The sequence below is a fragment of the Nibrella saemangeumensis genome (assembly GCF_039541915.1).
In the GTDB taxonomy this organism is placed as follows: domain Bacteria; phylum Bacteroidota; class Bacteroidia; order Cytophagales; family Spirosomataceae; genus Nibrella; species Nibrella saemangeumensis.
In genome coordinates this window covers 46,492-71,648 of record NZ_BAABHD010000083.1, presented here as the reverse complement: position 1 = coordinate 71,648, position 25,157 = coordinate 46,492, and the positions used below count along the sequence as shown (strand labels likewise).

Below are 25,157 nucleotides of genomic sequence, written 5' to 3'. Positions count from 1 at the left end.
ACTAATCCACTGATTACAGAATTACAGTACATTTCATGGAAGCAACCCTCGAACAACAGAAAACCGCCATCAAAAACCGCAGCATCCGCCGGGTAGCCGTATTAGGCTCCGGCATCATGGGCTCCCGCATTGCCTGTCACTTCGCCAACATCGGCCTTGAGGTGCTGCTGCTCGATATTGTACCGAACGAACTCACACCCGCCGAACAAGCCAAGAGATTGTCGCTGGATAAACCAGTGGTTCGGAACCGAATTGTTAACGAAGCCTTTCAGAGCACCCTCAAGGGGTCACCAGCAGCGCTGTATAGCCCAAAATTCGCCGACCGGGTCAAACTGGGCAATTTTGACGACAACCTGCAGGAGATCAGCAAATACGATTGGGTAATTGAAGCCATTGTTGAACGGCTTGATATTAAGCGGTCACTGTATGAGCGCGTAGAGCAGTTCCGTAAGCCCGGTACGCTGGTTACCTCCAATACATCCGGTATTCCAATTTATATGTTGTCGGAAGGGCGCAGCGACGATTTTCGGCGGCACTTCTGCGGGACGCACTTCTTCAACCCACCCCGCTACCTGCGCCTGCTCGAAATCATCCCTGGTCCGGATACCGACCCCACCATCATCGATTTTCTGATGAGGTACGGCGACCTGTACCTGGGCAAAACCACCGTGCTGGCCAAAGACACCCCAGCCTTTATTGCTAACCGGCTCGGTATCTACGCCATGGTGCAGACCATTCGGGTAGCCGAAGAGATGGGTCTGACGGTCGAAGAAGTCGATAAGCTGACGGGGCCAGTCGTGGGCCGGCCAAAATCGGGTACCTTCCGGCTGTCGGATGTGGTGGGGCTGGACACAACGGTCAATGTCTCCAACAACCTGCACCAGGCCTTAACGCATGACGAGTCGCGGGATGCGTTCCAGTTGCCGGCCGGTATGCAGAAGCTGATGGAGAACAAATGGCTGGGCGATAAGACCGGTCAGGGATTCTATAAAAAGACGAAAGACGATAAGGGGAAGACGCAGATTCTGGCCCTTGACCTCAAAACCTTTGAGTACAAGCCTTCGGAAAAGGTAAAATTTGCTACCTTGGAGACCACCAAGAACATCGATAACCTGAAAAAGCGGTTTTCGGTGCTGCTGGCGGGTCAGGACAAAGCGGGCACGTTTTACCGCAAAACCTTCGCCGATGGGTTCCGTTACGCCACTTTCCGCATACCGGAGATTTCCGACGAACTGTACCGCATTGACGAAGCCATCAAAGCCGGTTTCGGCTGGCAGTTGGGTCTGTTTGAAACCTGGGATGCTATCGGGGTGCGCAAAGGGCTTGAGATAATGGAGGCCGAGAACATGAAGCCGGCCCAGTGGATATACGAGATGCTCGACAGCGGAGCCGATTCATTCTATAAGGTGGATAATGGGGTTCAGAAGTACTACGACATTCCAACAAAGAGCTACAAGGCTATTCCCGGAACGGAAAGCTTTATTATTCTGGAGAACTTAAAGAACAACGTAGTCTGGAAGAACGCCGGCTCTACACTGTATGACCTTGGCGATGGCATTGTGAACCTGGAGTTCCATACCAAGATGAACACCTTCGGGGCCGAAGTTATCGAAGGCATCAACAAGAGCATTGCCATTGCCGAAAAAGATTTCCGTGGACTGGTCATCGGCAACGAATCGACAGAAGCGTTCTCGGCGGGCGCTAATCTGGCGATGTTATTCATGTTCGCCATTGAGCAGGAATTTGACGAGATCAACCTCATGATTGCGCAGTTTCAGCAAACGATGATGCGGGCGCGGTACTCGGCTATTCCGGTGGTGACGGCACCGCACAGCCTGACGCTGGGCGGTGGCTGTGAACTGAACCTGCACGCCGACCAGATTGTCGCCCATGCCGAAACCTACATGGGGCTGGTGGAAGTGGGTGTTGGGCTGATTCCGGCCGGTGGTGGTACCAAAGAAATGGCTGCCCGTGCCTCTGACCTGTACCAGACCGGCGATCCGGAATTAAATATCCTCCAGAGCATCTTTATGAACATCGCGACGGCGAAGGTATCGACTTCGGCGCAGGAGGCTAAAGAAATGAATTACCTGCGGCCCGGCAGCCAGATTGTGCTGAACCGCAGCCGCCTAATTGCCGAAGCCAAGCAGGCAGCCCTGGAACTGGCCGACAATGGCTACACGCAGCCAAAGCCACGAAATGACATTAAAGTACAGGGCCGTACAGGCATTGCCTTATTCAAAGCAGGGGTTACCGCGATGCGCATGGGCCGCTTCATCTCCGACCACGATGTAAAAATTGCCGACAAACTGGCGTACGTCATCTGCGGGGGCGACCTGAGCTACCCGCAAATGGTAACGGAGCAGTACCTGCTCGATCTGGAGCGTGAAGCCTTCCTGTCCCTCTCGGGCGAAAAGAAAACCCTGGAGCGGATTCAAAGTCTGTTACAGGGTGGCAAACCGCTGCGGAATTAATCGTTGCCAAGACCGCAAAGTCGGGCAAACCCAACGTTTGCCCGACTTTTTTGTTACATATACGTGGAAGAGCAAGTAGTAGAGAAACTAACGTATCCGGCTATTGCCAGCGTCGTGCTGACGGTCATACCTTTGTTTACCACCTCCTTGGTGGTGTACTATATCGTTATGCACGAACCGGTTATTGCCGCTTTTAATGGCTGGCATTGGCTTATTGCAACCATTGTCTGCAGTATTACCTCCACTATTTCGCTAACGTTACCAACTTTTCTGGCCCTCGTATTCGGGTATTTCCTGGGTTGGCATGCCCTGGCTCCCCTGCTGTTCCTGAATATGGTGGCTATTATTCTGGTGTACATCATCGTCCACTGGCTCGACCACGATCAGGTGCGTGCTGTGCTGGAACGAAACCCGAAAGTCAGAAATATGCTGGCCCGCATTCGGGAGCAGGAAGTGCGGTTTATCTTTTTTGCCAAGCTATCGCCTATTCTACCTTTTGCCGTCACAAACATCGTCTTTGCTTTATCGGGCGCCCGGCTGCGAAATATCCTCATTGGTGGTTTTCTGGGAATGGTTCCGCGTACCATTCTGGCTATCTGGACCGGCAGTCAGGCACGGGAAATTCGTACACTTTTGGAAAACCCGAATGAAGGAAGCTGGACCAAAATAGCGTTTGCGGTATTGCTGTTAGTATCTATTGTTGGTCTTTTCTCCGTGCTAAAACGCGCCCTCTCCCGTGCTAAATAGCAGTTGCAGCCTTCTCAATCAGTCGGTGGTGCCCCGTCTTCAGCATAATCAGTTCATAAGTATGTAGCCTTCGGGTGAGGGGTTTAGTAAAATGAACAGGCAGCACCCGGTCGAAGCAACCGACGAAAAAACGGATGCGGACAGCATGATGATTCAGGGTATGGGCCAGTGTATCCAGCTTTACCTTCAGCTTCCGAAAACCTACCCAGGAGCGGTACACCCGCTCCCGCTGATCAACCGTTGAAAGGGTACTTTGGACAAATCGAAGGACACTACGATCGACCAGTCCCAGCGCAGCCAGCCCACGACCAGCCCGGCTAAATAGCGGCATATGGTCGATGAAATACCGGAAAAGCGCCCGTCCTAACGCAGTACCGGTCGCTAATTTATACCAGGGGCTAATTGTTATACCATCAGGGGCCAGCAGAATCAACTGATCAAGACGGTCGGCAAACGCTTCGGCAATGACCAGCGCAAACTTCCCCCCCATGCTGAAGCCCATCACCGAAAACCGGCTAATGCTTTTTTCTTTCAGAAATTCCGAAACAATTCGGGTCCAGTCAGTTTTTGTAAGTACAAACTCCTCAGAGGCAGGACCGGGGCTGGCACCGTGGAAGAATAAATCGAAGCTGTAAATGGTAAACTGTTGTCCAATGGTATCAGCCAGGGGCAGGAAGCACCCACTGTCCTGCCCAATGCCATGAAACGCCAGGAGTATAGCCGGTCCATACCCTACTTGCCGGTAAGCCAGTTGGAACGATTGGTAAGTAATATGCTGTATATCCGGTGTGGGCGTCATGCAAAGGCCGTACTTTAGTATGCAAGCATACGAATTTTGCAATAATTTTTTTAAATTTACCTATCACTACATCATTAACAAACTGAAACAAGAACATGGCATTAGCAACGCTGGAACTACAAGGCATGAATTTCAACCTGACAGAGGAACATCTGGCCGTACAGGAAGCGGCCCGTGATTTTGCCCAAAATGTCCTCCTGCCCGGCGTTATTGAGCGCGACAGTGAAGCAAAGTTCCCCAAAGAACAGGTGAAGGAGATGGGCGAACTGGGCTTCCTGGGCATGATGGTTGCGCCGGAATATGGCGGGGGTGGCATGGATACCCTTTCGTACGTGCTGGCAATGGAAGAGATCTCGAAGATAGATGCTTCCTGCTCAGTTATCATGTCGGTCAACAATTCCCTGGTTTGCTGGGGCTTGGAGGCCTATGGCACCGAGGAGCAGAAGCAGAAATACCTGACCCGCCTGGCCTCCGGTGAAGTAATTGGCGCGTTCTGCCTATCGGAACCCGAGGCCGGCTCCGACGCAACCTCACAGCATACCACCGCCGTTGATATGGGCGACTATTACCTGCTCAACGGCACCAAAAACTGGATAACCAACGGTGGATCTGCTGATATCTACCTGGTCATGGCCCAGACGGATGTGGCCAAGAATCATAAAGGCATCAATTGCCTGATTGTAGAAAAAGGTCAACCGGGTTTCACCATTGGTAAAAAAGAGGATAAGCTGGGCATCCGGGCATCGGATACCCACTCGCTGATGTTCACCGATGTGAAAGTTCCGAAGGAAAACCGGATTGGCGAGGATGGCTTTGGGTTTAAGTTTGCCATGTCGACCCTGAATGGCGGACGGATTGGTATTGCCGCACAGGCATTAGGTATTGCCGCTGGCGCCTACGAACTGGCCCTGAAATATGCCCAGGAACGCAGGGCTTTTGGTAAGGCCATTTTCGACCACCAGGCGATTCAGTTTAAGCTGGCCGAAATGGCTACTAAAATTGAAGCGGCCCGGCTGCTGGTTTACAAGGCGGCCCGGCTGAAGGACGAAGGCAAAGATTACGTACAGGCTGCGGCTATGGCCAAACTCTTCGCGTCTGACGTAGCCATGTGGACAACAGTAGAAGCCATTCAGGTTCACGGCGGTTACGGCTACGTAAAAGAATATCATGTGGAGCGGCTCATGCGCGACGCCAAGATTACTCAGATATATGAAGGAACCTCGGAAATACAAAAATTAGTGATAGCCCGGGAGATAAGCCGATAACCGTTTTCTGGTAAAAAGTAAATTTTTCAAAATGAGAGCGCGGAAATTTATCGTTTCCGCGCTCTTTTTTTTATTATTCGGAAACTTTTATACTTGTATTAGTTTTGTACAAATTATTAGATTTGTGCAATAAACAGCAAATCATTGCCACCAGCCCATTAAATATCTGGTATATGGAAGACTATAACAAGATTATAGAATCTCTGGGAGTAAAATTTATTAAGTCTCGAAATATTCGGGTTTTACAACCTATTACTATAAAGAATTTTTACGATGTAGAAAACTCGCTGACTATTCTGTACGATGGTGAGGTTTCCTTCGGTGAAGAAAAACAAAAAGTAGACGAAGGCGATATGCTTTTCATCCCTGGCGGAAAGCACATCACCGTAACCTATGGTGACGGCAGCAACCCTAAAACGGTGAGCAACGAAGAGTTTATGACGCACCGGGAGCTGTATTTCGAAGCGAACCGCGATCCGGAGCGAATTGGTAACCTGCCTAACTCTTTTGGCTACGTCTCGTTCGAAGCGAAGGTATTCGACTCCGTAAACTTCTTTACCTCCCTGGACATACCGCCGTTCATCATTAAGGGCGAAGAGCATCTGGCGAATACCATCAACCAGATTCTGGCTGAAGACATGAATGATTCGGCAGGCAAAGGCCGGATCATTAAGATCAAAACAGAGGAGATTGTCATTGAAGTGATCCGGTACATTCTGAAGCACCGGCTGTTTGTTGAGCAATTGGTAACCAACAGTACCTACTTCAAAGACCCACGTCTCATCGACATCTTTGCTTACATTAAGGAGAATCTGGGCGGTGACTTATCAAATAAGGTGTTGGCCAACGTTGCCAACGTGTCTGAAGACTACGTAGGGCAGTATTTTAAGATGCTAACGGGTATTAACCCCCAGGACTATATTGAATACCAGCGGATGGAAGCAGCCGTAGGGCTGTTGCGGACCAGCAAGAAGAGCATCCGGGCTATTGGAGCCGAAGTAGGCTACAAAGACACGGCTTACTTCTGCCGACGGTTCAAAATGATGTTCGGCATTCCGGCCGGTAAGATGCGCCGTCGGGAGTCACTAATGAACGTGTAAAAACAAAAAGAGCAGGCTGACACCTGCTCTTTTTGTTTATGCCTGCACCGGTGCCTGATTATACGAGTGAACAACGGCAGCCAGTTCGGGTAAAAAATCGGGGTCCTGCTCAATAGCGTTCCCGACAACGATCAGGTCGGCACCGGCCTGAAGAGCTGCATGTGCTTTTTCAATAGTATTGATTCCTCCCCCCACCAGTATGGGCACGTCCACCGCCTGCCGGACGGCCGCAATCATTTGCGGTGACACCGGCCGACGGGCTCCGCTACCCGCATCCAGATAAATAAGCTTCAGGCCCAGCATTTCGCCAGCCATGGCAGTACAGGCTGCTACACTGGGCTTATCGTACGGCAACGGAGTCGTATTGCTGATGTATGAAACGGTAGTCTGCGCTCCGCTATCGACCAGCATATACCCGGTTGGCAAAATTTCCAGGCCACTATTCTTCAGCAAAGGTGCGGCAATCACATGCTGGCCAATCAGAAACTCAGGATTGCGCCCCGAGATGAGTGATAGCAGCAGGATTCCATCAGCACCCGGTTCGATATGAAGGCAGTTCCCCGGAAACAGGATGGTTGGGGTCTGGGTATGCTGCCGGATGGCATCAACCAGCTGGCGATGAGCGTAATTGGTAATCAGGCTACCACCAACCAGAAAGAAATCAACATGGTATTGGGTTGTACGGGTAAGCAGCTCTATAAACGAGTCTTGCTCGACCTTATCGGGATCGAGCAAGACGGCATACGCTTTTTTACCAAGTTGCTTAGTACGGATTAGTGTATCCAGAAGCCGGTGACGAGCCCCGGTAACCGGTTGAAGATGATGCGGATGCGTTTGTTGCATTATTCTGACGTAATCGCGATAAGAATTCCGAAGCCTGCTGCTTAGCCAGATTCGTAAGGATTGAAGTGACCAGACCGCCTACCATACCGATTATCGCGGATTTCTTAGGCTGCTCTTTTATCTCTTTGGTCAATTGCTTATTCGACTTTGGTGTTACGTGCTTGGCATCGCTTTCCTCCTGTTGGCCGACGAAATTCGTCCGATAGCTGTTTCTATCGTTATCGTCGTCATCCTCATCATAGTCCTCATCATCCAGCTCACCGTACTTTTCAGCGTAGCGATACTCGTCTGATTTAGGCAGGATGGCATCGGCAATCAGATAAACGGCCAAACCTACACCAGCTACAAAAGCAACTGTTTTACCTACTTCTTTGGCATCGCCTTTCAAAGATTGTACATTATCTTCAATAGACGACTTGTATTGCTCGGTTGCCTCCTGCAACTGAGCCCTTCTGGCTGAGGTATCAGCAAAAGGTATGTTCGGGTCTTGCATTGGTTTTGCAGGTCTAAATTAATAAAAAATTCATTTGTGAAAGGAATTCCCGGTCTGACTTAGTGCGCGCCTGATCGCTGCTGCTCCTGCTCCCAACTTCTTCCGCTCTCCTGCATCGTGGCTCTGGTCTGGTCCATCAACTCACGGATGGCCTCTGACTTTTCTTCTGCTTTATGATCCTGACGAGCTTTAATCGCCTTATATGCTGTATTCCGGATCCAGTTCTGAATACCATTTTTGGCAAAGAACCATATGGCCGTCAGAATCAGGAAAAATCCGGCAACAATTAGAAAACCAAGGTAACGGCTATCAAGAACGTGGTTCAGGAATGCCGCCAGCAGCGTAAAAACAAAAATGGTTGTAATTGTGGCTAATAAGGCCAACCCTACAAAGTAGGTACCCGTAACGGCTCCTTCCTCTACCTTGCTGCGAGTCTCCAGTTTGAAGAGTTCAATCCGGGCTTCGAGGTAGCGAAATATATTTTCCCGTATCTCGTCTAATTTCTCTAACATGGTTGCCATACATTAGTGAGCACACTATCCTGTTTACAAAAAATTATCCATTTTGTTTGCCAAACTGAGTTTGTGGCATGATTCTTCACCGCCCTTTGTTAAAAACCTAATTTATAGCGTATTAAATTGACTTTTCAAGAAAGGTTGCTAAAAAAATATACCGGCCGGATTGGTAGCGGCAAAGGTGTAGTTGCTGTTTGGTTACAGCATTGTAGAATATTCTCCCTAATGGGTGTTGATAACTGAGATGGTCTAATAAATCGGCACAGTGAACTTGTCTAATTTTGCAAGATCATGCAACCTAAAAACAAACCTCTCAAGCGTCGCAAGTATGACCGCGCCGGCGGGCCGGTGGAGACAAAGAGCCCAAAGGGGAGAAAAAACCCTATCAGCCGGACCCGCCAGTGAGTTGCTACTGGAAAATCAACGGTTGCAACAACGGGTTCAGCAACTAGAGATTGAACGAGAGATCTTAAAAAAAGCCCGCCGGGCGGCCCCGTTGAGCATTTTCAGCCGGGGGAGTTAAGGTCTGTTTACGATTTTATCCAGGCTGCTAGTGCAGAGTTTTCTGTTTCTACACTGTGTAGCGTCATGAATGTGAGCCGAACCGCCTATTATCGCTTCCTGCGCGGGGCCAGTTATCAGCCTAGTAGCACTCAGCAAGAGTATATTCAAGCCGTTGAACAAGTGTTTAAGACGCATAAACGTCGATACGGCAGTCGTCGTATTGTCGCTGAATTGCAGGAAGCAGGTCAGCCTATTGGCCGTCATCGGGTCCGTACAATCTTAAAAGCAAAAGGTTTAGTGGCGATTCAACCCAAAAGCTTTGTACCTCGTACCACTGATAGCCGTCATAACAAAGGTTATTGGCCTAACCGACTGCTTAATGAACCATTACCTGTGGCTCCTAATCAAATTTGGGTTAGCGACATCACCTACTTACCCCTGGTGGATGGGCAATGGGCTTACCTGGCGAGTTGGATGGACCTGTTCTCCCGTCGAATTGTGGGGTGGCGCGTCGATGATAACATGGAGGACACTTTGGTGGTCAAGCCCTTAGCCACAGCTCTTGAGTTACGGCAACCACCTAAGGGGTTGATTATTCATTCGGATCGGGGCGGTCAATACGTTTCTACTGAGATAAAGACCTTACTTGATCGCTGGCAGCTACAGCCCAGTATGAGTCGGGCTGACGATCCTTACGATAATGCGTATGCAGAGTCGTTCTGGAGCCGTTTCAAAGCGGAAGTATTAGAGGATGGTGCGTTTATGAATTTGGATGATGCGCGAACAGAGATCTTTGATTACATTGAAGTGTACCATAACCGAGTTCGTCGACATTCGTCTTTGGGCAACAAGAGCCCAGTAGTATTTGAACAGGATTTTTACACCAGATAAGAGAATTCACTGTAAACCTAAACCGGACCACCTCAACCTTAGAACGCGCAAGGACGATCTTACTTATGAAGGCCTTATTCACTTTTACGCTAGCTTTACTGGCCTGCTGTTCTTCTCAGCAGAACGATGTTATGACTACCGACCCAATAACTACCCGGCATACCTTTACCTTTCTCTCCCTCGGCGACTCATACACGATTGGCGAAAGTGTACCCGAAGCTGACCGGTGGAGTGTTCAGTTAGCCAAAATGCTTAGGAATGAGGGTGTAGATGTCGCTGCTCCGGAAATTATTGCCCGCACCGGCTGGACTACCGATGAGCTACAGACAGCCATCAAAGCCAGCAACAACCAGAAGACCTACAGCCTGGTATCGCTGCTGATTGGCGTCAATAACCAATACCGCGGTCAGACTTTGGAGACGTACCGCACCGAGTTTCGCGAGTTGCTGCAAACCGCCACCCGCTATGCCGGAGGGAACGCCGGGCGGGTATTCATCTTGTCGATTCCCGACTGGGGTGTATCACCTTTCGCGCAGGGACGCGACCGCCGGAAGATTGCCGCCGAGATAGACGCTTTCAATGCTGTGGCGCAGGAAGAAGCTGCAAAACTGAATATTGCCTACATCGACATTACAACTACCTCTCGTACAGCAGCCGGAGACCCTTCACAGATTGCCTCCGACGGCCTTCATTTCTCCGGCCAGCAGTACCGCCAATGGGCCGAACAGGCGTTGCCAGTCGTAAAGACATTGCTGGCAAAGTAATAAGCTGGAGATTTCATGTTTAAAAAAGACGCCAGCCGGCAATTTGCTCAACAAAGGATGGCACCACGGGCGGGTACACAATAGCCATACAAAGTACGCCAAACAGAGCTCCGTAAAAGTGCGCGTCGTGGTTGATGAAACCGGCCCCGCGCCGGGATTCGTAATAGGAGTAAATCAGATACAGGATACCAAAAATAAATCCCGGCATACAAAAAATACCGTACAGGCACAGGTCCTGTAGGGGAAAGAACAGAATAGCCGCGAAGATGATAGAAGAAACCCCGCCCGACGCCCCCAGTGAATTGTAGCGGCTGTTGTTACGGTGCTTGATCAGGGTGGGAATGTCAGAAATAATAATACCGGCTATGTAGAAAAGGAGCAGAAAAAAGCCTCCGCTCGGCCCGAACAGGCCCAGAAAAATACGCTCAATCAATCCGCCAAAAATCCAGAAACTGAACATATTGAAGAACAGGTGCCCAAAGTCGGCATGCAGAAAGCCGGAGGTAATCAGGCGGTAATACTGTCCCTTATGGGCTACTTTGTATGGATTCATCACCCAGCGGTCCATAAGAGACGTATCTCTCCACGCCCACAGGCTCAGCACAACGGTAATAATAACTATGGCGATGGTAATACTCATGATCGTAGGGTTACATCAGCTTTCGCGCTCCACCAGTTGGCGGGTAAATGTCAGCAGCATGTCTTTGCGGGCAGGCTCAGCCTCAATTTGGTCAAAATTAGCAAATCCCTCGGCAAAATACTGGTTAATCCGGGATTCGGTGATTTCGCGGATGCCCAACTGGTCATAAATAGCCGTAACGGCCTGCACCTTTTCCTGCTTATCAAATTCGGTCCGGCTCAGCCAGCCAGTGAGTTCATCTTTAAGGCTGCCGGTGGCCTGCTGGAGCGCTTCTATTAAAAGAAACGTTTTTTTGTTGGCAATAATATCTCCGCCGACCTGCTTGCCAAACTTAGCCGGGTCACCGTACACGTCCAGCAGATCATCTTTCAACTGAAAGCCGATGCCTATATCAATGCCCCCTTCGCGCAACCGGGCCGCGTTGGCTTCATCGGCTCCCCCAATGATACCACCCAGCTCCAGCGCAAAGCCGAGCAATACAGACGTTTTCAGCTTGATCATCTCCAGGTACTCCGTTTCAGTGACATCCCAGCGGGTTTCAAAATTCATATCCCACTGCTGTCCTTCGCAAACTTCGGCGGCTGTCCGGTTAAAGCGCGCCAAAACCCGCTTCAGGTGAGGAGTCTCCACATCCAGCAATAATTCATACGCGTTGACCAGCATGACGTCGCCCGACAGAATGGCGATATTATGATTCCACTTTTCGTGCACCGTTGGCTGCCCCCGGCGTAGCGGAGCCTGGTCCATAATATCATCGTGCATGAGGGTAAAGTTGTGGAATACCTCGACAGCCACCGCTGGTTTGAGTGCCTTTTTCCAGTCGTCGGTGTACAGGTAGGCGGCCATGAGCGTCATGAGCGGACGAAGGCGTTTGCCACCCAGATTCATAATGTAGCGGATCGGGTCGTACAGCTCGGCGGGGTACCGGCCGTACTGGGTCTGTAGAATCTCCTGATGAAGTGCCTCAATAAAATTGGCTGGGATCATTCCTGTGGGTTTTGGCCCAAAAATAGCAAAATTCGCTTAGCCGGTAACCATTGGATTACTTAAGGGAAGGCTGCGTCGACACGGTAGGATAACGACCTGCGCCCCTACCCTCCTAGGAAGTTTGGGAAACAGTAGGGATAGCTGGCGGTTTTTATAAGAAACCTCAACGTCTGTTCTTATGCTAATGGAAGTGAATGAAATGGTCCGGCTGATCTACCAGCGGCTCGAAGCGTGGTCTAAAATTGCCATCAGTAACCTGCCTAATCTGGTTGTTGCCATTCTGGTCATTCTTATCTTCAACCTGATTGCCCGAACGGCTCGGCGGGTACTGGTTCGCATTCTGAGCCATGTCAATGGCAACGCGTCTCTGGAAGGCCTGCTTGAAAGTATTGTAGTGCTGGTAATCAATGTAATTGGACTGTTCTTTGCGTTGGGCGTGCTGGGCCTCGACAAAACAGTTACGTCCCTGCTGGCCGGGGCGGGAGTCATTGCGCTGGCGGTTGGTTTTGCCTTCCAGGATCTGACGACTAACTTTATCTCCGGCACCATGATTGCCATTCAGCGACCTATTGAGCTCGGAGACACCATTGAGACCAACGGCTTTACCGGCCGTGTTATCTCGATAAAACTCCGGTCGGTCGTGCTGGATAATATGCAGGGGCAGGAGATTGAGATTCCCAGTAAGGATGTTTTTCAGAAGCCGATTATCAACTACTCCCGTTCAGGCGAACGACGCCTGGAGATTGTTGCCGGCGTTTCCTACCTGGACGACCTAAACAAAGCCCAGGAGGTAGTTCATAAAGCTATCAACACATTACCGTTTATTCGAAAAGACCGGCCGGTTCAAATGCTATATCGGGCTTTTACAGGAGAAATGGTTCAATTTATGGTCTGGTTCTGGATCGACCAGACGTTGACCAGCGCCCCACTCGCTACCAGCGAAGCCATCAAAACAATCAAAGATGCCTTTGATACGAATAAAATCTTAATCCTGTTTCCCCCCCATACCTTCGACCTAAAAAAGAGGCTACAGGAACAGCCGCCTAATTCGTAAACAGCAAAGCCGGAGCAGCAGCCCCGGCTTCCTTTTTTCAGCAATAGTGCTTTATAATCGCTTAGCTATCTGAATCAGGAATCGTAAGAAAAGCTGTAACGGTTGATTACCGATTCGGTAGTGAGTGACCGTCTGGCGCCATACAATTTTTGCATCATAAAGCCGTGCTCGATCAGGTACTCCAGCCCGAACTTATGAACCATACCATGATTGGGCTGCAGTGAGCTTTCAACATGATTAATGGCATAGTTGGAAAAATAACGTTCTACCTCAGCCGGTGGTATACTGAACGGCGGGGTATCCATTGTGGGTGCGTATTCCAGCGTATTCAGGAAATAGATACAGCCCGGCTGGGTCAGTTCTTCCAGCTTCCTCAGGTAATTCATTCGCATGGAGAATGGCAACGCTACCAGCGAAGCCCGGTCATAGACGAGATCAATTTCGCCCACTTCTTCGGGCGTCAACGTAAACATATCCGCGCAGAAAATGGTGATGTTACCCGACACAAACCGGTTGCCGATTCGCTCGTAGGACAGTTTGTTTTCGTCAAAGAACTGAAATACAGCCTTCTCTACGATTTCTACACCGATCACCCGCTCGGCATACAGGCTAAAGTAGACCATATCGACGGCTTTGCCGCAGAGCGGAACAAAGATGGACTTTCCTGTCAGGACCTCCGGTGTCAGGTGCTCCATAACGAATGGGTGGATGTCTCGACGGTGGAAGCTGGTGTAGTGCCCTTCTAACTCCCAAGATTTAAACCAGAATTGCTTTTCCATTGCTTACTGTTCTTTTGTGGTGTGGCTATTTTGTGCAACAAAGGTAGCGGCACCTGCAGGTCTTCAGGTAGAGGGGAATCCCGCAATTTTGAATTCGCGTACTTATACTGGAGTAGACAAAAGGTAACATAAGTTAGTAAACGGTTCTTATCTTAGCAGAAATAAAGACCACTATGAACAACCGAAAAGTCTTTCTCTGGTCGATCGTCGTTGCCCTTGGTGGGTTTCTCTTCGGTTTCGACACGGCGGTGATTTCAGGTGCCGAAAAAGCCATTCAACAGTACTGGAGCCTGAACGTGTTTGAACATGGCCTGACGGTATCTATTGCCCTGATCGGTACCGTGATCGGCGCCCTGTTCGGCGGCATTCCCTCCGATCGGCTGGGCCGCAAGACCACCCTTTTCTGGATTGCCCTTTTATACCTGTTGTCGGCTATCGGCTCAGCGGTGGCCACCGACTGGTATGTGTTTCTGTTCTCCCGGTTTATCGGCGGGTTGGGCGTGGGCGCATCGTCAGTAACGGCTCCAATGTATATCACGGAGATTTCGCCCGCCAAATCACGGGGCCGGCTGGTAGCTTTGTTTCAGTTCAACATTGTTTTTGGGATTCTGGTCTCTTACCTGTCGAACTACGCACTACAGGGCATTGGCGAGGATGCCTGGCGGTGGATGCTCGGCGTTGAAGCGCTGCCGGCACTCCTCTTTTTAATCACCATTTTGGGGGTTCCGGAAAGCCCGCGCTGGCTGATCACCAAAAAAGGCGAAGTTGAAAAAGCCAGAGCGGTACTGGCGCAGATTGACCCGGCCAATGCCGATGCTATAGTCAGCGATGTGATTACTACACATCAGTTGGTGCAGGACTCCCCCTCAGAATCCCTGTTTTCGGCCAAATACCGGACGCCGGTGATGCTGGCGGTGCTGTTTGCGGTGTTTAATCAGGTATCTGGCATCAACGCTATTATATACTACGCACCCCGAATTTTTGAGATGACGGGACTGGGAACCAGTTCGGCGCTGCTGTCGTCGGCGGGCGTGGGCCTCATTAATTTTATTTTCACGCTGCTGGCGATGAACTTCATCGACCGCTTTGGCCGCCGGGTATTGATGCTGATTGGCTCCGTCGGCCTAATCGTTACCCTAGGGCTGGTAGCCCGGTCTTTTTACGTGCAGGATTTCAGCGGCATGACCGTGCCTATCTACCTGTTTATTTACATCGCCTTTTTTGCCTTTTCGCAGGGAGCGGTTATCTGGGTATTTATTTCCGAAATTTTCCCGAACGAAGTACGGGCCAGCGGGCAGGCGCTGGGCAGCTTTACGCACTGGCTGATGGCCGCCATTATTGCGTTTACCTTCCCGTACATCGCCGATACCTTCGGGGGCGGCAATACCTTTTTGTTCTTCAGCATCATGATGGTGCTGCAGTTGCTGTTTGTCTGGCGGATCATGCCGGAAACCAAAGGCACCTCGCTGGAGCAGATCGAGCGAACAATTGTTGCCCACTGACGTTGGTTACTTAACCTGCTGCCTATGAAATCAATCAAAGTTTCGTTCCAGAATAAAGATGGCCACGTACTCTCCGGTCTGCTCGAACTACCCATCGACGGGCGGCCTCATGCGTTTGCCCTGTTCGCCCATTGCTTTACCTGCACCAAGAACTTTACCGCTATCCGCAACATCTCCAGAGCGCTCAGCCTGAATGGCATCGCCGTTTTCCGGTTCGACTTTACCGGCCTGGGTGAGAGCGAAGGGGAATTTGGCGACACCACCTTCTCCTCCAACATTGCCGACTTGCTTAGTGCCGCCGAACACCTCGAAACCCACTATCAGGCACCGGCCCTGGCCATTGGTCACTCACTGGGCGGTACGGCCGTTTTAATGGCCGCCAGTTCGTTACCGTCTGTAAAAGCGGTAGTGACCATTGGCTCGCCTTGTGACCCTGACCATGTAAAGCATTTGCTGAAAGGAGACCTGACTCAGATCGAAAAAGAGGGCAAAGCAGAGGTTAGCATTGGCGGACGGACTTTTACGGTGCAGAAGCAGTTCCTGGATGATCTAAGCCGATTTGAGCCAGCCACCGATATTCACGCATTACGGCGGGCACTGCTGGTGCTGCATTCCCCGCAGGATAGAACCGTCAGTATCGACAATGCCGCAGCCATTTATCAGGCGGCCCGTCATCCCAAGAGTTTTATCTCGCTCGACGGTGCCGACCACCTGATGACCAAGCCGGAGGATTCGCTGTATGGGGGCGAGATGATAGCCAGCTGGGTCAAGCGCTACATTGACATCCCACAGGCTGAGCCACTGACTTCGCACAAACGCGTTGCCGTGCGCATTGGACCGGACTCCCTGACCACGGAGGTGAAAGCGGGCAATCACTCGCTGCTGGCCGATGAACCGAAAGCGATACCCGGCGGGCACGACCTGGGGCCAACCCCGTACGACCTAGTCACAGCCGGTTTAGGTGCCTGCACCGCCATGACCCTCCGGATGTACGCCGACCGCAAGCAGTGGCCATTAAAGAACGTGATCGTGCATTTGCAGCACGACAAGATTCACGCGCAGGACTCAGAGCATACCGAGAAGAAACCCATGCTTGACCAGATTTCGCGGGAGATCGAGGTAGAAGGCGACTTAACCGACGAACAACGCAACCGCCTGCTGGAGATTGCCGAAAAGTGTCCGGTACACCGCACGCTGCACTCCTCCGTTCAGATTGTCTCGACGCTGCTTGAACTGGAAGATTCAGATGCTGAATAGGCCCTAACGGCGATACCGCTGAGCGATGCTTTCGGATAGTGGCTGGTAAACAGGTAACCATTGGGGTTGATGAGCGGCCAGGTATTCGGTATGCATCTGCATAATGGTCTGGTCACCCCGGCGAGCGGGGCCCGTCTGCACCTCGGCCGGATGCTTGGCGTTCATGGCTTTCCGGAAGGTCTCGGCAATCAGCGGCTTCAGCAAGTCAAACTCCAGATTTTCGGCATCGGTCAGGTCTTTGGCCAGCGCCAGCAGGTGGTTGGAGAAGTTGCAGGCGAACACAGCCGCCAGATGCAGCACCTTCCGCTCCTGCGAGTTTACCAGATAAACAATCGTGCTCAGCTCCTGCCCCAAGTGTACCAACTGCGCTTCGGTATCCCGGTCGCTGGCTTCAATACAGAGGGGAATCTGTTCGAAGTCCAGCAGCGGCTGCCCTTTACTGAATGTCTGTAAGGCGTAAAATACGCCGGTTCGCACCGGTACGTCGCTGTATACTCCTAGTAGCTGCTGCAATAGGCTCAGTGGTTTACTGCCCGACGTATGCACCAGTATGGCGTTTTCGGGAAGTACAATCTGGGCACAAACCTCGTCAATAGCGTCATCGGGAACGGCGAGGATAAATAGCTGAGAGGCACTGTCGGCAAAGTTCAGGTCCGGCTGGGTATGGGCATCGTAGAGTATACCGACGAGCTGCCGGGCACCTTGTGCTTGCCGGCTGTACACTTCATTAATGTGATGCCCGGCATTTTCCAGGGCCGGGGCCAGATGCCAGGCCAGATTGCCCGCTCCGATAAATGATATTTCCATGATGCTTTACTACTAGCTTACCAATCCGTGTTCATAATTTCCCAAATATGGTTAATACCCATTAATGTCGGTAGCCAGACAACAGATTCTAATCCAGAACGTGTAGCTTTGACAGTTGAATGAAGCTTTGTTGATTTTGGAACAACCCGTCATAGTCGTTATCATTCCGGCGTTTAATGAAGAGAACTCCGTCGGCAATGTGATACGCGAAATTCCGAAGGAACTGGTGCAGGAAGTTATCGTTGTCAACAACAACTCCAACGACCAGACGGCGGTACAGGCAGCGCAGGCCGGGGCGACTGTTCTCGACGAACCGGTACAGGGATATGGCCGGGCCTGCCTGCGGGGCATAGCCTACGCTAACAATCGGCAACAAAAACCGGACATTGTGGTTTTTTTAGACGCCGACTACTCAGACTACCCGGTCGAAATGACGGCTTTGGTAAAGCCGATTGTAGAGGAAAAGGTTGATTTGGTAATCGGTTCGCGGGCACTGGGCAACCGGCAGTCGGGCTCTATGACTCCCCAGCAGGTATTTGGCAACTGGTTAGCCACTACGTTGCTGCGGTGGTTATACGGCGTACGCTACACAGACCTGGGGCCGTTTCGGGCAATGCGATTTGATAAACTGCTGGCGCTACAGATGCAGGATACTACCTACGGCTGGACCGTAGAGATGCAACTGAAAGCCGCTAAGCAGGGGTTGCGGATTATGGAGGTGCCCGTCAGCTATCGCCGGCGAATCGGTTTTTCTAAAATATCGGGAACAGTCAAAGGCACGGTATTGGCAGGCTATAAAATTATTACCACCATATTTAAGTATTGGTAAAGCCCGTTGATACTGGCATGAGGAGCGGCAAATAGACACTATTTGTCCAACACATGGAAGCACTTATTTTAATTCTATACGGTCTCACACTGGTGCTGTTGTTCACGTATAACCTGGGCCAGCTCAGCCTGATTATTATTTACCTCCGTACACAGGCAAAGCGGAAGGCGAATATCATTACACCTGATTCTGTCGATTGGAATAACCTGCCCGTCGTGACGGTTCAACTTCCTATTTACAATGAGCTATATGTAGTTGAGCGGCTTATTGATGCGGTAGCTGACCTACGTTACCCAAAGGAAAAGCTGGAGATTCAGGTGCTGGATGACTCTACCGACGAAACCGTTGGTATTCTGGCCCGTAAGGTAGCCGAATACCAACGCATGGGTTACGACATTCAGCACATCCGGCGTCCGGAGCGGAAAGGCTTCAAAGCCGGTGCGCTCGCCTACGGCCTCGACTTTGCCAAGGGACAGTTCATTGCTATTTTTGATGCCGACTTCGTACCCGACCCCGATTTTCTGCTGAAGACCCTCCCCCACTTTTCCAATCCGAAGATCGGTATTGTGCAAACCCGCTGGACACACCTCAACGAAGATTATTCACTGATTACCCGCCTGCAGGCCTTCGGGTTGAATGCTCACTTCTTCATTGAACAGGGTGGCCGTAATGCCGCCGACTTCTTCATGAATTTCAATGGTACGGCGGGGGTCTGGCGTAAAGAAACCATTCTGGACGCCGGTGGCTGGAGCAGCGATACCCTGACTGAAGACCTCGACCTCAGCTACCGCGCTCAGCTAAAAGGCTGGAAGTTCGTCTACCGCGAAGACATCGGCTCCCCCGCCGAATTGCCAGTCGCCATGAATGCGCTGAAGTCACAGCAGTACCGCTGGATGAAGGGAGCCGCCGAGTGCGCCCGCAAGATTATGCTGAAGGTGCTGAAAGCACCGGGTGTGCCATTCGTCGCCAAAATACACGCCTTCTTCCACCTGTTCAGCAGCTCAACGTTTATACTGGTGCTGGCGCTGGCCATCCTGAGCGTACCAGTCTTATATATCCGGAGCATTCACCCGGAGTGGGAGTCCGTATATTACCTGATTAACTTCTTCCAGTTCAATCTAATTATTCTGATGCTGTTCTACGGCATACCCTTCTGGTTGTCGGGTCACCAGAAGCCGACTCAGTTTGGGTGGTATTTTCCGATGTACTCATCGCTGATGATGGGTTTATCGCTGCACAATACCATTGCCGTTATTGAAGGCTATATCGGCCGGAAAACCCCGTTTGTGCGTACCCCCAAGTTCAATGTAAACACCGCCAAGGATAGCTGGCAGAATAATATCTACCTCAACCGGGGTATTACACTACTGACGGTACTGGAAGGGCTGATGGTCCTGTATTTCCTGGGCGGTATTGCCCTGGGCTTTTACCTGCATGATTATCGAATGCTGGTATTCCACATCATGCTGACGACTGGCTTTGGTATGGTCTTCGTATATTCGCTGACCCACTCCATGCGCCGGCCATCGGTACCTGGCTCAACAGCCAGTGATCGGCCCATGCCAAGTCCGGTGGGTTTAACCACATGACCCTTACACCGTTTCGCATTGGCTGGCTGGCGTTGTCGGCTGGTCTTTACATCTTTATCGCGTATGGCGTGCCGCGTGAGCAATTCGGCACGCTTCTTTCTTTATACGGCCTGCTCTTTTGGGGCTATCTATTACGCGTGCGGCCATTGTGGTACCATCGCCTTGCGCAGCCAGGTGATAGTGGTACTATACCAGGTTTTTCAGAAGCGCCTGACCGCTTCCTGTTTGCAGCCTCCATTGCCTTTCGACTAACATTGCTGTTTGCCCTACCAAGACTATCTGATGACTTTTATCGATTTATCTGGGATGGCCGGCTGCTGGTGCATGGCTTCAATCCGTATCTCTATCTTCCCAGTGGGATTATTAACAGTCCCCTGGCTGATAGAGCCGGTGTAGACGGTAACCTGTTCATCTACCTCAACTCACCCGACTACTACACCGTTTATCCTCCGCTCAACCAGGCTCTGTTTGGCCTGGCGGCTATGCTGTCGCCAGACAATGTTTTAGGGAATGTAGTAACGTTAAGAGTTTCGATTCTGCTTGCGGAGCTTGGTGTTTTATGGCTACTGGTCCGTCTGCTAAAGCACTTCAACCGGAATCCCAATCTGGCGCTCCTGTACGGTTTGAACCCGCTGGTTATTCTGGAGCTTACCGGCAATGTGCATTTTGAAGCCATCGTTATCTTTTTTGTGCTAATGGCCGTATGGCTACTGGTAAAGAACCGGTGGGTATTATCGGCCGGGGCGCTGGCGCTTGCAGTTTGTACCAAGCTGCTGCCCCTGCTTTTTCTGCCCTTAGCAATTCAGTACTTAGGCTGGCGACGGGGTATTGCTTATGCTGCCTTAACCCTGGTTTTGACAGGTATTCTGTTTCTTCCTTTTGCCAGTGTGGCGCTGGTGCAGAATGTCTTTTCCAGTATTAATCTGTACTTCCAGAAGTTTGAGTTCAACGCCAGCGTGTATTACCTCATCCGGGAAGTTGGCTTCTGGATAAAAGGCTACAACATCATTGTGCAGGCCGGATTTTGGCTTTCATTAGTTACGACACTGGGCGTTTTATGGATAGCCTTTAATAAAAAGCTAACCAATTCTGTTTCTACCAAGCTTATACTTACCCTAACTCTCTACTTTGCGCTGGCCACCACCGTACATCCCTGGTACGCTACTACATTAATAGCGGTCAGTGTGTTTACCAACTTTCGCTTTCCGCTGGTTTGGTCGGGACTTATCTGGCTGTCTTATGCTACCTACCAGAGCGGCTTACCTTACCGGGAGAATCTGCTGCTGACGGCGGTAGAATACCTGGCCGTTGTAGGGTATGGCCTTTATGAGTACTGGATAAACAAAAACCCTCACCAAATGCCGGAGCATGTGATGAGGGCTTAATTAGCCGCTTCTGCGGTTACTTACAATTATTACAAGTGAATCGCTTCGCCGTACGCCACTTCGGTAGCTTCTTTTACGGCTTCCGACATGGTTGGATGTGGGTGTACAGACGTCAGGATTTCGTGACCGGTCGTTTCAAGTTTGCGGGCCGCTACCACCTCAGCAATCAGCTCGGTTACGTTGTAGCCAATCATGTGAGCACCTAAAAACTCACCGTACTTGGCATCGAAAACAACTTTCACAAAGCCTTCCGGCGCGCCGGCGGCTTTCGCCTTGCCGGAAGCGGTAAACGGAAACTTACCAACTTTGATGTCATATCCTGCCTCACGGGCCGCTTTCTCGGTATATCCTACCGAAGCAATCTCCGGTGAACAGTAGGTACACCCCGGAATATTATTGTAGTTCAGCGGTTCTACATGGTGACCGGCAATTTTATCGATACAGATGATACCTTCGGCGGAAGCAACGTGCGCCAGTGCCTGTCCCTTGGTAACGTCGCCGATGGCGTAGTAGCCTTCTACATTACTCCGATAGAAGTCATCCGTCAGAATTTTACCCTTCTCTGTTTTAATGCCAGTCTCTTCCAAACCGATGTTCTCGATGTTGGAAACTACCCCAGCAGCCGATAAGACAATATCAACCTCAAAGGTTTTTTCGCCATCCTTCGTTTTGACAAACACCTTACAGCCTTTGCCGCTGGTATCTACTTTGGTTACTTCCGAACTGGTATAGATGTCGATGCCCATCTTCTTGTACTGCTTGGCGAGCTCTTTCGAGATTTCCTCATCCTCAACCGGCACAATGTTGGGCATAAACTCAACGATGGTCACTTTGGTACCCATGCTGGCGTATACGTAGGCAAACTCGACACCGATGGCTCCTGAACCAATAACCAGCAGGCTGGCTGGCTGCTTTTCCAGTACCATAGCTTCCCGGTAACCAATAACTTTCTGGCCATCCATAGGGACTGCCGGTAACTGCCGCGCCCGGCCGCCGGTGGCGATGATGATATGCTTGGCGGAATATTCAGTGGTTTTGCCGTCGTTGTCGGTTACGTCCAGCTTTTTACCCGGCTTTATTTTGCCCGTTCCGTAGATGACATCGATTTTGTTCTTCTTCATCAGGAACTGAACGCCTTTGCTCATGCTCTCGGCTACGCCACGGCTGCGTTTGATAACGGCATTGAAGTCGGCGCTGGAGTCATTGACGGTAATGCCGTAGTCTTTAGCGTGTTTAATGTATTCAAAAACCTGGGCGCTTTTCAGCAGTGCTTTGGTGGGAATACAGCCCCAGTTCAGACAGATACCGCCGAGGCTTTCGCGCTCAACAACGGCTGTTTTCATGCCTAACTGCGAGGCCCGAATTGCGGCTACGTAGCCACCCGGCCCGCTGCCTAAAACGATTACATCGTATTGTGATGCCATCTTTCAGATTGTATAGTGGTCAGAAAATAAATAGCTCAACTACCTGCTTGAGGAACGCAAAGTTAGGCCGAAAAGTTGATATGCCGCACCGACCGCTAAATCATCTTCGGCAATGGCCGGCTACACCAGCGGACCCGTTCACATAAATTCTGCCGATGACCCAAAACAAGGGGTATGCCGGGAATTGTTTTATCTTTGCGACCTTGTAAAAACCAAACATCGAGATGACAACAGACCAGTTGAAAGACTTGAAGGCCAGAGTTGAGGCCTTGAGGGGGTATCTTTGACTACGACACCAAGAAAGAACGCTTAGCCGACCTCGAACAGCAAACCTTCCAGCCCGAGTTCTGGAATGATGCCGAACGCGCCGAAAATACCATGAAGCAGGTCCGTGCCCTAAAGGGCTGGATTGGTGGTTACGACAAGCTCGATGGCGAGATGGGCGACCTCGAAACACTCTTCGAATTCTACGAAGCCGGCGAGGTTACGGAAGAAGAGGTTGATGAGGAAGGCCAGAAGGTAACAGCTACGCTGGAAGAACTGGAGCTGAAGAAGATGCTCAGCAACGAGGAAGACCAGCTTAGTGCCGTACTGGAAATAAATTCCGGTGCCGGTGGTACCGAAAGCCAGGACTGGGCCGATATGCTTTACCGCATGTACCTGCGCTGGGCCGAGAAGCACGGCTACAGCGTAAAACAGGTCGACTACCAGGAAGGTGATACGGCCGGTATTAAATCAGCCACCATTGAGGTCGAAGGACCGCTGGCTTATGGCTATTTGAAATCAGAAAATGGCGTACACCGCCTGGTTCGGGTTTCACCGTTTGATTCCAATGCCCGCCGGCATACGTCGTTCGCGTCGGTTTACGCTTACCCGCTGATTGATGATACCATCGAGATTGAGGTAAATCCGGCCGATATCGACTGGGACACTTTCCGGTCAGGCGGTGCCGGTGGACAGAACGTAAATAAAGTCGAAACGGCCGTTCGGCTACGGCATAAACCATCCGGTATTATCATCGAATGCCAGCAGGAACGGAGCCAGCTACAGAACAAAGAAGTAGCCATGCGCCTGTTGAAATCAAAGCTATACCAGATTGAGGTAGAAAAGCGGAATGCTGCCCGCGCCGAGGTAGAAGCCAGCAAGAAAAAGATTGAGTGGGGATCGCAAATCCGCAGCTACGTCCTCGACGACCGCCGGGTGAAAGACCACCGCACCGGCTATCAGACCTCCAACACCGAAGCGGTACTGGACGGTGACCTGGACGAGTTTATTAAGTCCTTTTTGCTGATGCAGGAGTAGGCTATGTACGGGTCAGCCTCCGGCTGGCCCAGCCGCGCCAGCGGCTAACAAATCAGTCCAGAACAATTGCGCCAATAACCACACGTGTCAATCTAAAGCGTTCTGGCCAGCGGCTAGCCTGGAGGTTAGCCGCTGGCGCGGCTGGGCCGGCCGGAGGCTGACCCGTACATAGTACACTGCCTACTACGGCACTACCAAAATCTTTCCCATCACCCGCCGGCTCAGCATTTCATTAAGCGCGTCGGAGGCCTGTTCTAGCAGGTAGGTGGCGTGGATGTGCGGCTTGAGCCTGCTCTGCTGAATAAAGCCGAGCAGTTTCTGGAAGTTCTTGAAGTTTTCCTTCGGCTGTCGCTCCGCAAAGGAACCCCAGAATACCCCGACAACGGAGCAGCCTTTCAGCAACGGCAGGTTCAGCGGAATGTTCGGTATCTGACCGGCGGCAAAACCCACGACCAGATAGCGCCCGCGCCAGTTCATGGAGCGTAAGGCCGGCTCGGCTAAATCACCACCGACGGGGTCATAAATTACATCGACACCCTTGCCGCCGGTGATTTCTTTAATCCGCTCCCGCAAATCCTGCGTAGAATAGTTAATTGTTTCGGTGGCACCATACTGGCGGCACAGTTCCAGCTTCTCATCAGTAGAGGCCGCAGCAATGACATTCGCCTCCATGATGTGGCCCAGCGATACGGCCGCTAAACCAACGCCACCGGCTGCGCCTAATACCAGCAGCGTCTCGCCCGATTGTAGCTGCGCCCGGTCTTTTAAAGCGTGGTAGGAGGTACCGTAGGTGTACATCAGCGAAGCCGCCGTCTGGTAATCCATACCCGGTGGCATGGGGAAGGTGCGGTAGCCATCGGCCAGCACACCTTCGGCAAAGCCACCCCAGCCGGTCAGGGCAAAGGCATTGTCACCCGGTTTCAGGTGGGTAACGCCTTCGCCTACCTCCCGAACTATGCCAGCCACTTCGCCCCCCGGTGCAAACGGGAACGGCGGCTTGAACTGGTATTTACCCTGAATTATCAGCGTATCCGGGAAATTGACACCGCAGGCTTTTACCTCAATGACCACTTTCCCTTTTTCCGCAACCGGCCACGGAATATCCTCCACCTGCAAACTCTCGGGTGGACCAAACTGGCGACAAAGTACTGCTCTCATCTGTACAACGGTTTTCCAAACCGTTTTAAGCGTTAGCGAATCAACTACA

22 protein-coding genes and 1 pseudogene are annotated in these 25,157 nt (G+C 51.2%); 13 read left to right on the top strand and 10 right to left on the bottom strand.

What is annotated here, in order from left to right; all coding sequences use genetic code 11:
• Positions 1-35: 35 nt before the first annotated feature.
• Together ABD949_RS26480 and ABD949_RS26475 are read left to right on the top strand one after the other, a co-directional pair.
• Positions 36-2,474, top strand: coding sequence for a 3-hydroxyacyl-CoA dehydrogenase/enoyl-CoA hydratase family protein (locus tag ABD949_RS26480; RefSeq protein ID WP_345248768.1), 2,439 nt, complete (start codon positions 36-38; stop codon positions 2,472-2,474).
• Positions 2,475-2,537: 63 nt separating this feature from the next.
• Positions 2,538-3,221: a TVP38/TMEM64 family protein gene (locus ABD949_RS26475; protein ID WP_345248766.1), complete on the top strand. Its 684-nt coding sequence runs from the start codon at positions 2,538-2,540 to the stop codon at positions 3,219-3,221.
• Here the strand turns inward: ABD949_RS26475 and ABD949_RS26470 are convergent.
• A complete protein-coding gene (locus ABD949_RS26470) occupies positions 3,214-4,020 on the bottom strand; it encodes an alpha/beta hydrolase (protein WP_345248764.1) in 807 nt (268 codons plus the stop codon). The two genes, ABD949_RS26475 and ABD949_RS26470, sit on opposite strands and share 8 nt — an antisense overlap.
• A gap of 125 nt (positions 4,021-4,145) precedes the next feature.
• Here ABD949_RS26470 and ABD949_RS26465 point away from each other — a divergent pair, with 125 nt between their 5' ends.
• Positions 4,146-5,285 carry an acyl-CoA dehydrogenase gene (locus ABD949_RS26465; protein ID WP_486348253.1) on the top strand — a complete coding sequence of 380 codons (1,140 nt, stop codon included), beginning with the start codon at positions 4,146-4,148 and terminating at the stop codon, positions 5,283-5,285.
• Between the two features lie 173 nt (positions 5,286-5,458).
• Positions 5,459-6,385 carry an AraC family transcriptional regulator gene (locus ABD949_RS26460; protein WP_345248760.1) on the top strand — a complete coding sequence of 309 codons (927 nt, stop codon included), beginning with the start codon at positions 5,459-5,461 and terminating at the stop codon, positions 6,383-6,385.
• A gap of 36 nt (positions 6,386-6,421) precedes the next feature.
• Here ABD949_RS26460 and ABD949_RS26455 read toward each other — a convergent pair whose 3' ends face one another.
• From ABD949_RS26455 to ABD949_RS26445, 3 genes are read right to left on the bottom strand one after another with little or no spacing between them, the layout of a single operon-like run.
• Positions 6,422-7,228: a phosphoglycerol geranylgeranyltransferase gene (locus tag ABD949_RS26455; RefSeq protein ID WP_345248758.1), complete on the bottom strand. Its 807-nt coding sequence runs from the start codon at positions 7,226-7,228 to the stop codon at positions 6,422-6,424.
• Entirely contained in the window at positions 7,149-7,721 is a 573-nt protein-coding gene (locus ABD949_RS26450) for a hypothetical protein (protein WP_345248756.1), read from the bottom strand. Before ABD949_RS26450 ends, ABD949_RS26455 begins: the two co-directional genes overlap by 80 nt.
• A gap of 59 nt (positions 7,722-7,780) precedes the next feature.
• Complete coding sequence (locus ABD949_RS26445) at positions 7,781-8,242, bottom strand: phage holin family protein (RefSeq protein WP_345248755.1); 462 nt, start codon at positions 8,240-8,242, stop codon at positions 7,781-7,783.
• A 528-nt stretch (positions 8,243-8,770) separates the two neighbouring features.
• Between ABD949_RS26445 and ABD949_RS26440 the strand changes: the two are divergent.
• Both ABD949_RS26440 and ABD949_RS26435 read left to right on the top strand, forming a co-directional pair.
• Positions 8,771-9,631: pseudogene (locus ABD949_RS26440) on the top strand (IS3 family transposase); the annotation flags it as partial.
• Between the two features lie 131 nt (positions 9,632-9,762).
• The gene (locus ABD949_RS26435) at positions 9,763-10,395 is read left to right on the top strand and encodes an SGNH/GDSL hydrolase family protein (protein WP_345248753.1); all 633 of its coding nucleotides are present in this window, start codon (positions 9,763-9,765) and stop codon (positions 10,393-10,395) included.
• Positions 10,396-10,414: 19 nt separating this feature from the next.
• Here the strand turns inward: ABD949_RS26435 and ABD949_RS26430 are convergent, their stop codons facing one another.
• Both ABD949_RS26430 and ABD949_RS26425 read right to left on the bottom strand, forming a co-directional pair.
• Entirely contained in the window at positions 10,415-11,035 is a 621-nt protein-coding gene (locus tag ABD949_RS26430) for a rhomboid family intramembrane serine protease (RefSeq protein ID WP_345248751.1), read from the bottom strand.
• A 15-nt stretch (positions 11,036-11,050) separates the two neighbouring features.
• Complete coding sequence (locus ABD949_RS26425; RefSeq protein WP_345248749.1) at positions 11,051-12,022, bottom strand: polyprenyl synthetase family protein; 972 nt, start codon at positions 12,020-12,022, stop codon at positions 11,051-11,053.
• Between the two features lie 184 nt (positions 12,023-12,206).
• Here ABD949_RS26425 and ABD949_RS26420 point away from each other — a divergent pair, with 184 nt between their 5' ends.
• Positions 12,207-13,076 carry a mechanosensitive ion channel family protein gene (locus ABD949_RS26420; RefSeq protein WP_345248747.1) on the top strand — a complete coding sequence of 290 codons (870 nt, stop codon included), beginning with the start codon at positions 12,207-12,209 and terminating at the stop codon, positions 13,074-13,076.
• Between the two features lie 74 nt (positions 13,077-13,150).
• Here the strand turns inward: ABD949_RS26420 and ABD949_RS26415 are convergent, their stop codons facing one another.
• Entirely contained in the window at positions 13,151-13,855 is a 705-nt protein-coding gene (locus tag ABD949_RS26415; protein WP_345248744.1) for a class I SAM-dependent methyltransferase, read from the bottom strand.
• A 173-nt stretch (positions 13,856-14,028) separates the two neighbouring features.
• Here ABD949_RS26415 and ABD949_RS26410 point away from each other — a divergent pair, with 173 nt between their 5' ends.
• Together ABD949_RS26410 and ABD949_RS26405 are read left to right on the top strand one after the other, a co-directional pair.
• Positions 14,029-15,357 (top strand): sugar porter family MFS transporter, encoded by a 1,329-nt coding sequence (locus ABD949_RS26410; RefSeq protein WP_345248742.1) that lies wholly within the window; start codon positions 14,029-14,031, stop codon positions 15,355-15,357.
• A gap of 24 nt (positions 15,358-15,381) precedes the next feature.
• Positions 15,382-16,614 (top strand): bifunctional alpha/beta hydrolase/OsmC family protein, encoded by a 1,233-nt coding sequence (locus tag ABD949_RS26405; protein ID WP_345248740.1) that lies wholly within the window; start codon positions 15,382-15,384, stop codon positions 16,612-16,614.
• 3 nt (positions 16,615-16,617) lie between these two features.
• Here ABD949_RS26405 and ABD949_RS26400 read toward each other — a convergent pair whose 3' ends face one another.
• A complete protein-coding gene (locus ABD949_RS26400) occupies positions 16,618-17,421 on the bottom strand; it encodes a Rossmann-like and DUF2520 domain-containing protein (RefSeq protein ID WP_345248738.1) in 804 nt (267 codons plus the stop codon).
• Between the two features lie 136 nt (positions 17,422-17,557).
• On the opposite strand from ABD949_RS26400, the gene ABD949_RS26395 reads away from it, so the two are divergent.
• From ABD949_RS26395 to mptB, 3 genes are read left to right on the top strand one after another with little or no spacing between them, the layout of a single operon-like run.
• Positions 17,558-18,250: a glycosyltransferase family 2 protein gene (locus ABD949_RS26395; protein ID WP_345248736.1), complete on the top strand. Its 693-nt coding sequence runs from the start codon at positions 17,558-17,560 to the stop codon at positions 18,248-18,250.
• A gap of 53 nt (positions 18,251-18,303) precedes the next feature.
• On the top strand, positions 18,304-19,839 hold the full coding sequence (locus ABD949_RS26390; protein ID WP_345248734.1) for a cellulose synthase family protein: 1,536 nt from the start codon (positions 18,304-18,306) through the stop codon (positions 19,837-19,839).
• A complete protein-coding gene (mptB, locus tag ABD949_RS26385) occupies positions 19,836-21,224 on the top strand; it encodes a polyprenol phosphomannose-dependent alpha 1,6 mannosyltransferase MptB (protein ID WP_345248732.1) in 1,389 nt (462 codons plus the stop codon). The genes ABD949_RS26390 and mptB overlap by 4 nt, the downstream gene beginning before the upstream one ends.
• 29 nt (positions 21,225-21,253) lie before the next feature.
• On the opposite strand, the gene lpdA is transcribed toward mptB, so the two are convergent.
• Positions 21,254-22,648 (bottom strand): dihydrolipoyl dehydrogenase, encoded by a 1,395-nt coding sequence (gene lpdA / locus ABD949_RS26380; RefSeq protein ID WP_345248730.1) that lies wholly within the window; start codon positions 22,646-22,648, stop codon positions 21,254-21,256.
• Positions 22,649-22,872: 224 nt separating this feature from the next.
• Between lpdA and prfB the strand changes: the two genes are divergently transcribed.
• Positions 22,873-23,950, top strand: a protein-coding gene (prfB, locus tag ABD949_RS26375; RefSeq protein WP_345248728.1) for a peptide chain release factor 2 whose coding sequence is annotated in 2 segments (ribosomal slippage) — positions 22,873-22,932 and positions 22,934-23,950 — 1,077 coding nt in all. Because the reading frame shifts where the segments join, the coding sequence is not laid out codon by codon here.
• A gap of 183 nt (positions 23,951-24,133) precedes the next feature.
• On the opposite strand, the gene ABD949_RS26370 is transcribed toward prfB, so the two are convergent.
• Positions 24,134-25,108, bottom strand: a complete 975-nt coding sequence (locus ABD949_RS26370; protein ID WP_345248726.1) for an NADPH:quinone oxidoreductase family protein — start codon at positions 25,106-25,108, stop codon at positions 24,134-24,136.
• Positions 25,109-25,157 lie beyond the last annotated feature (49 nt).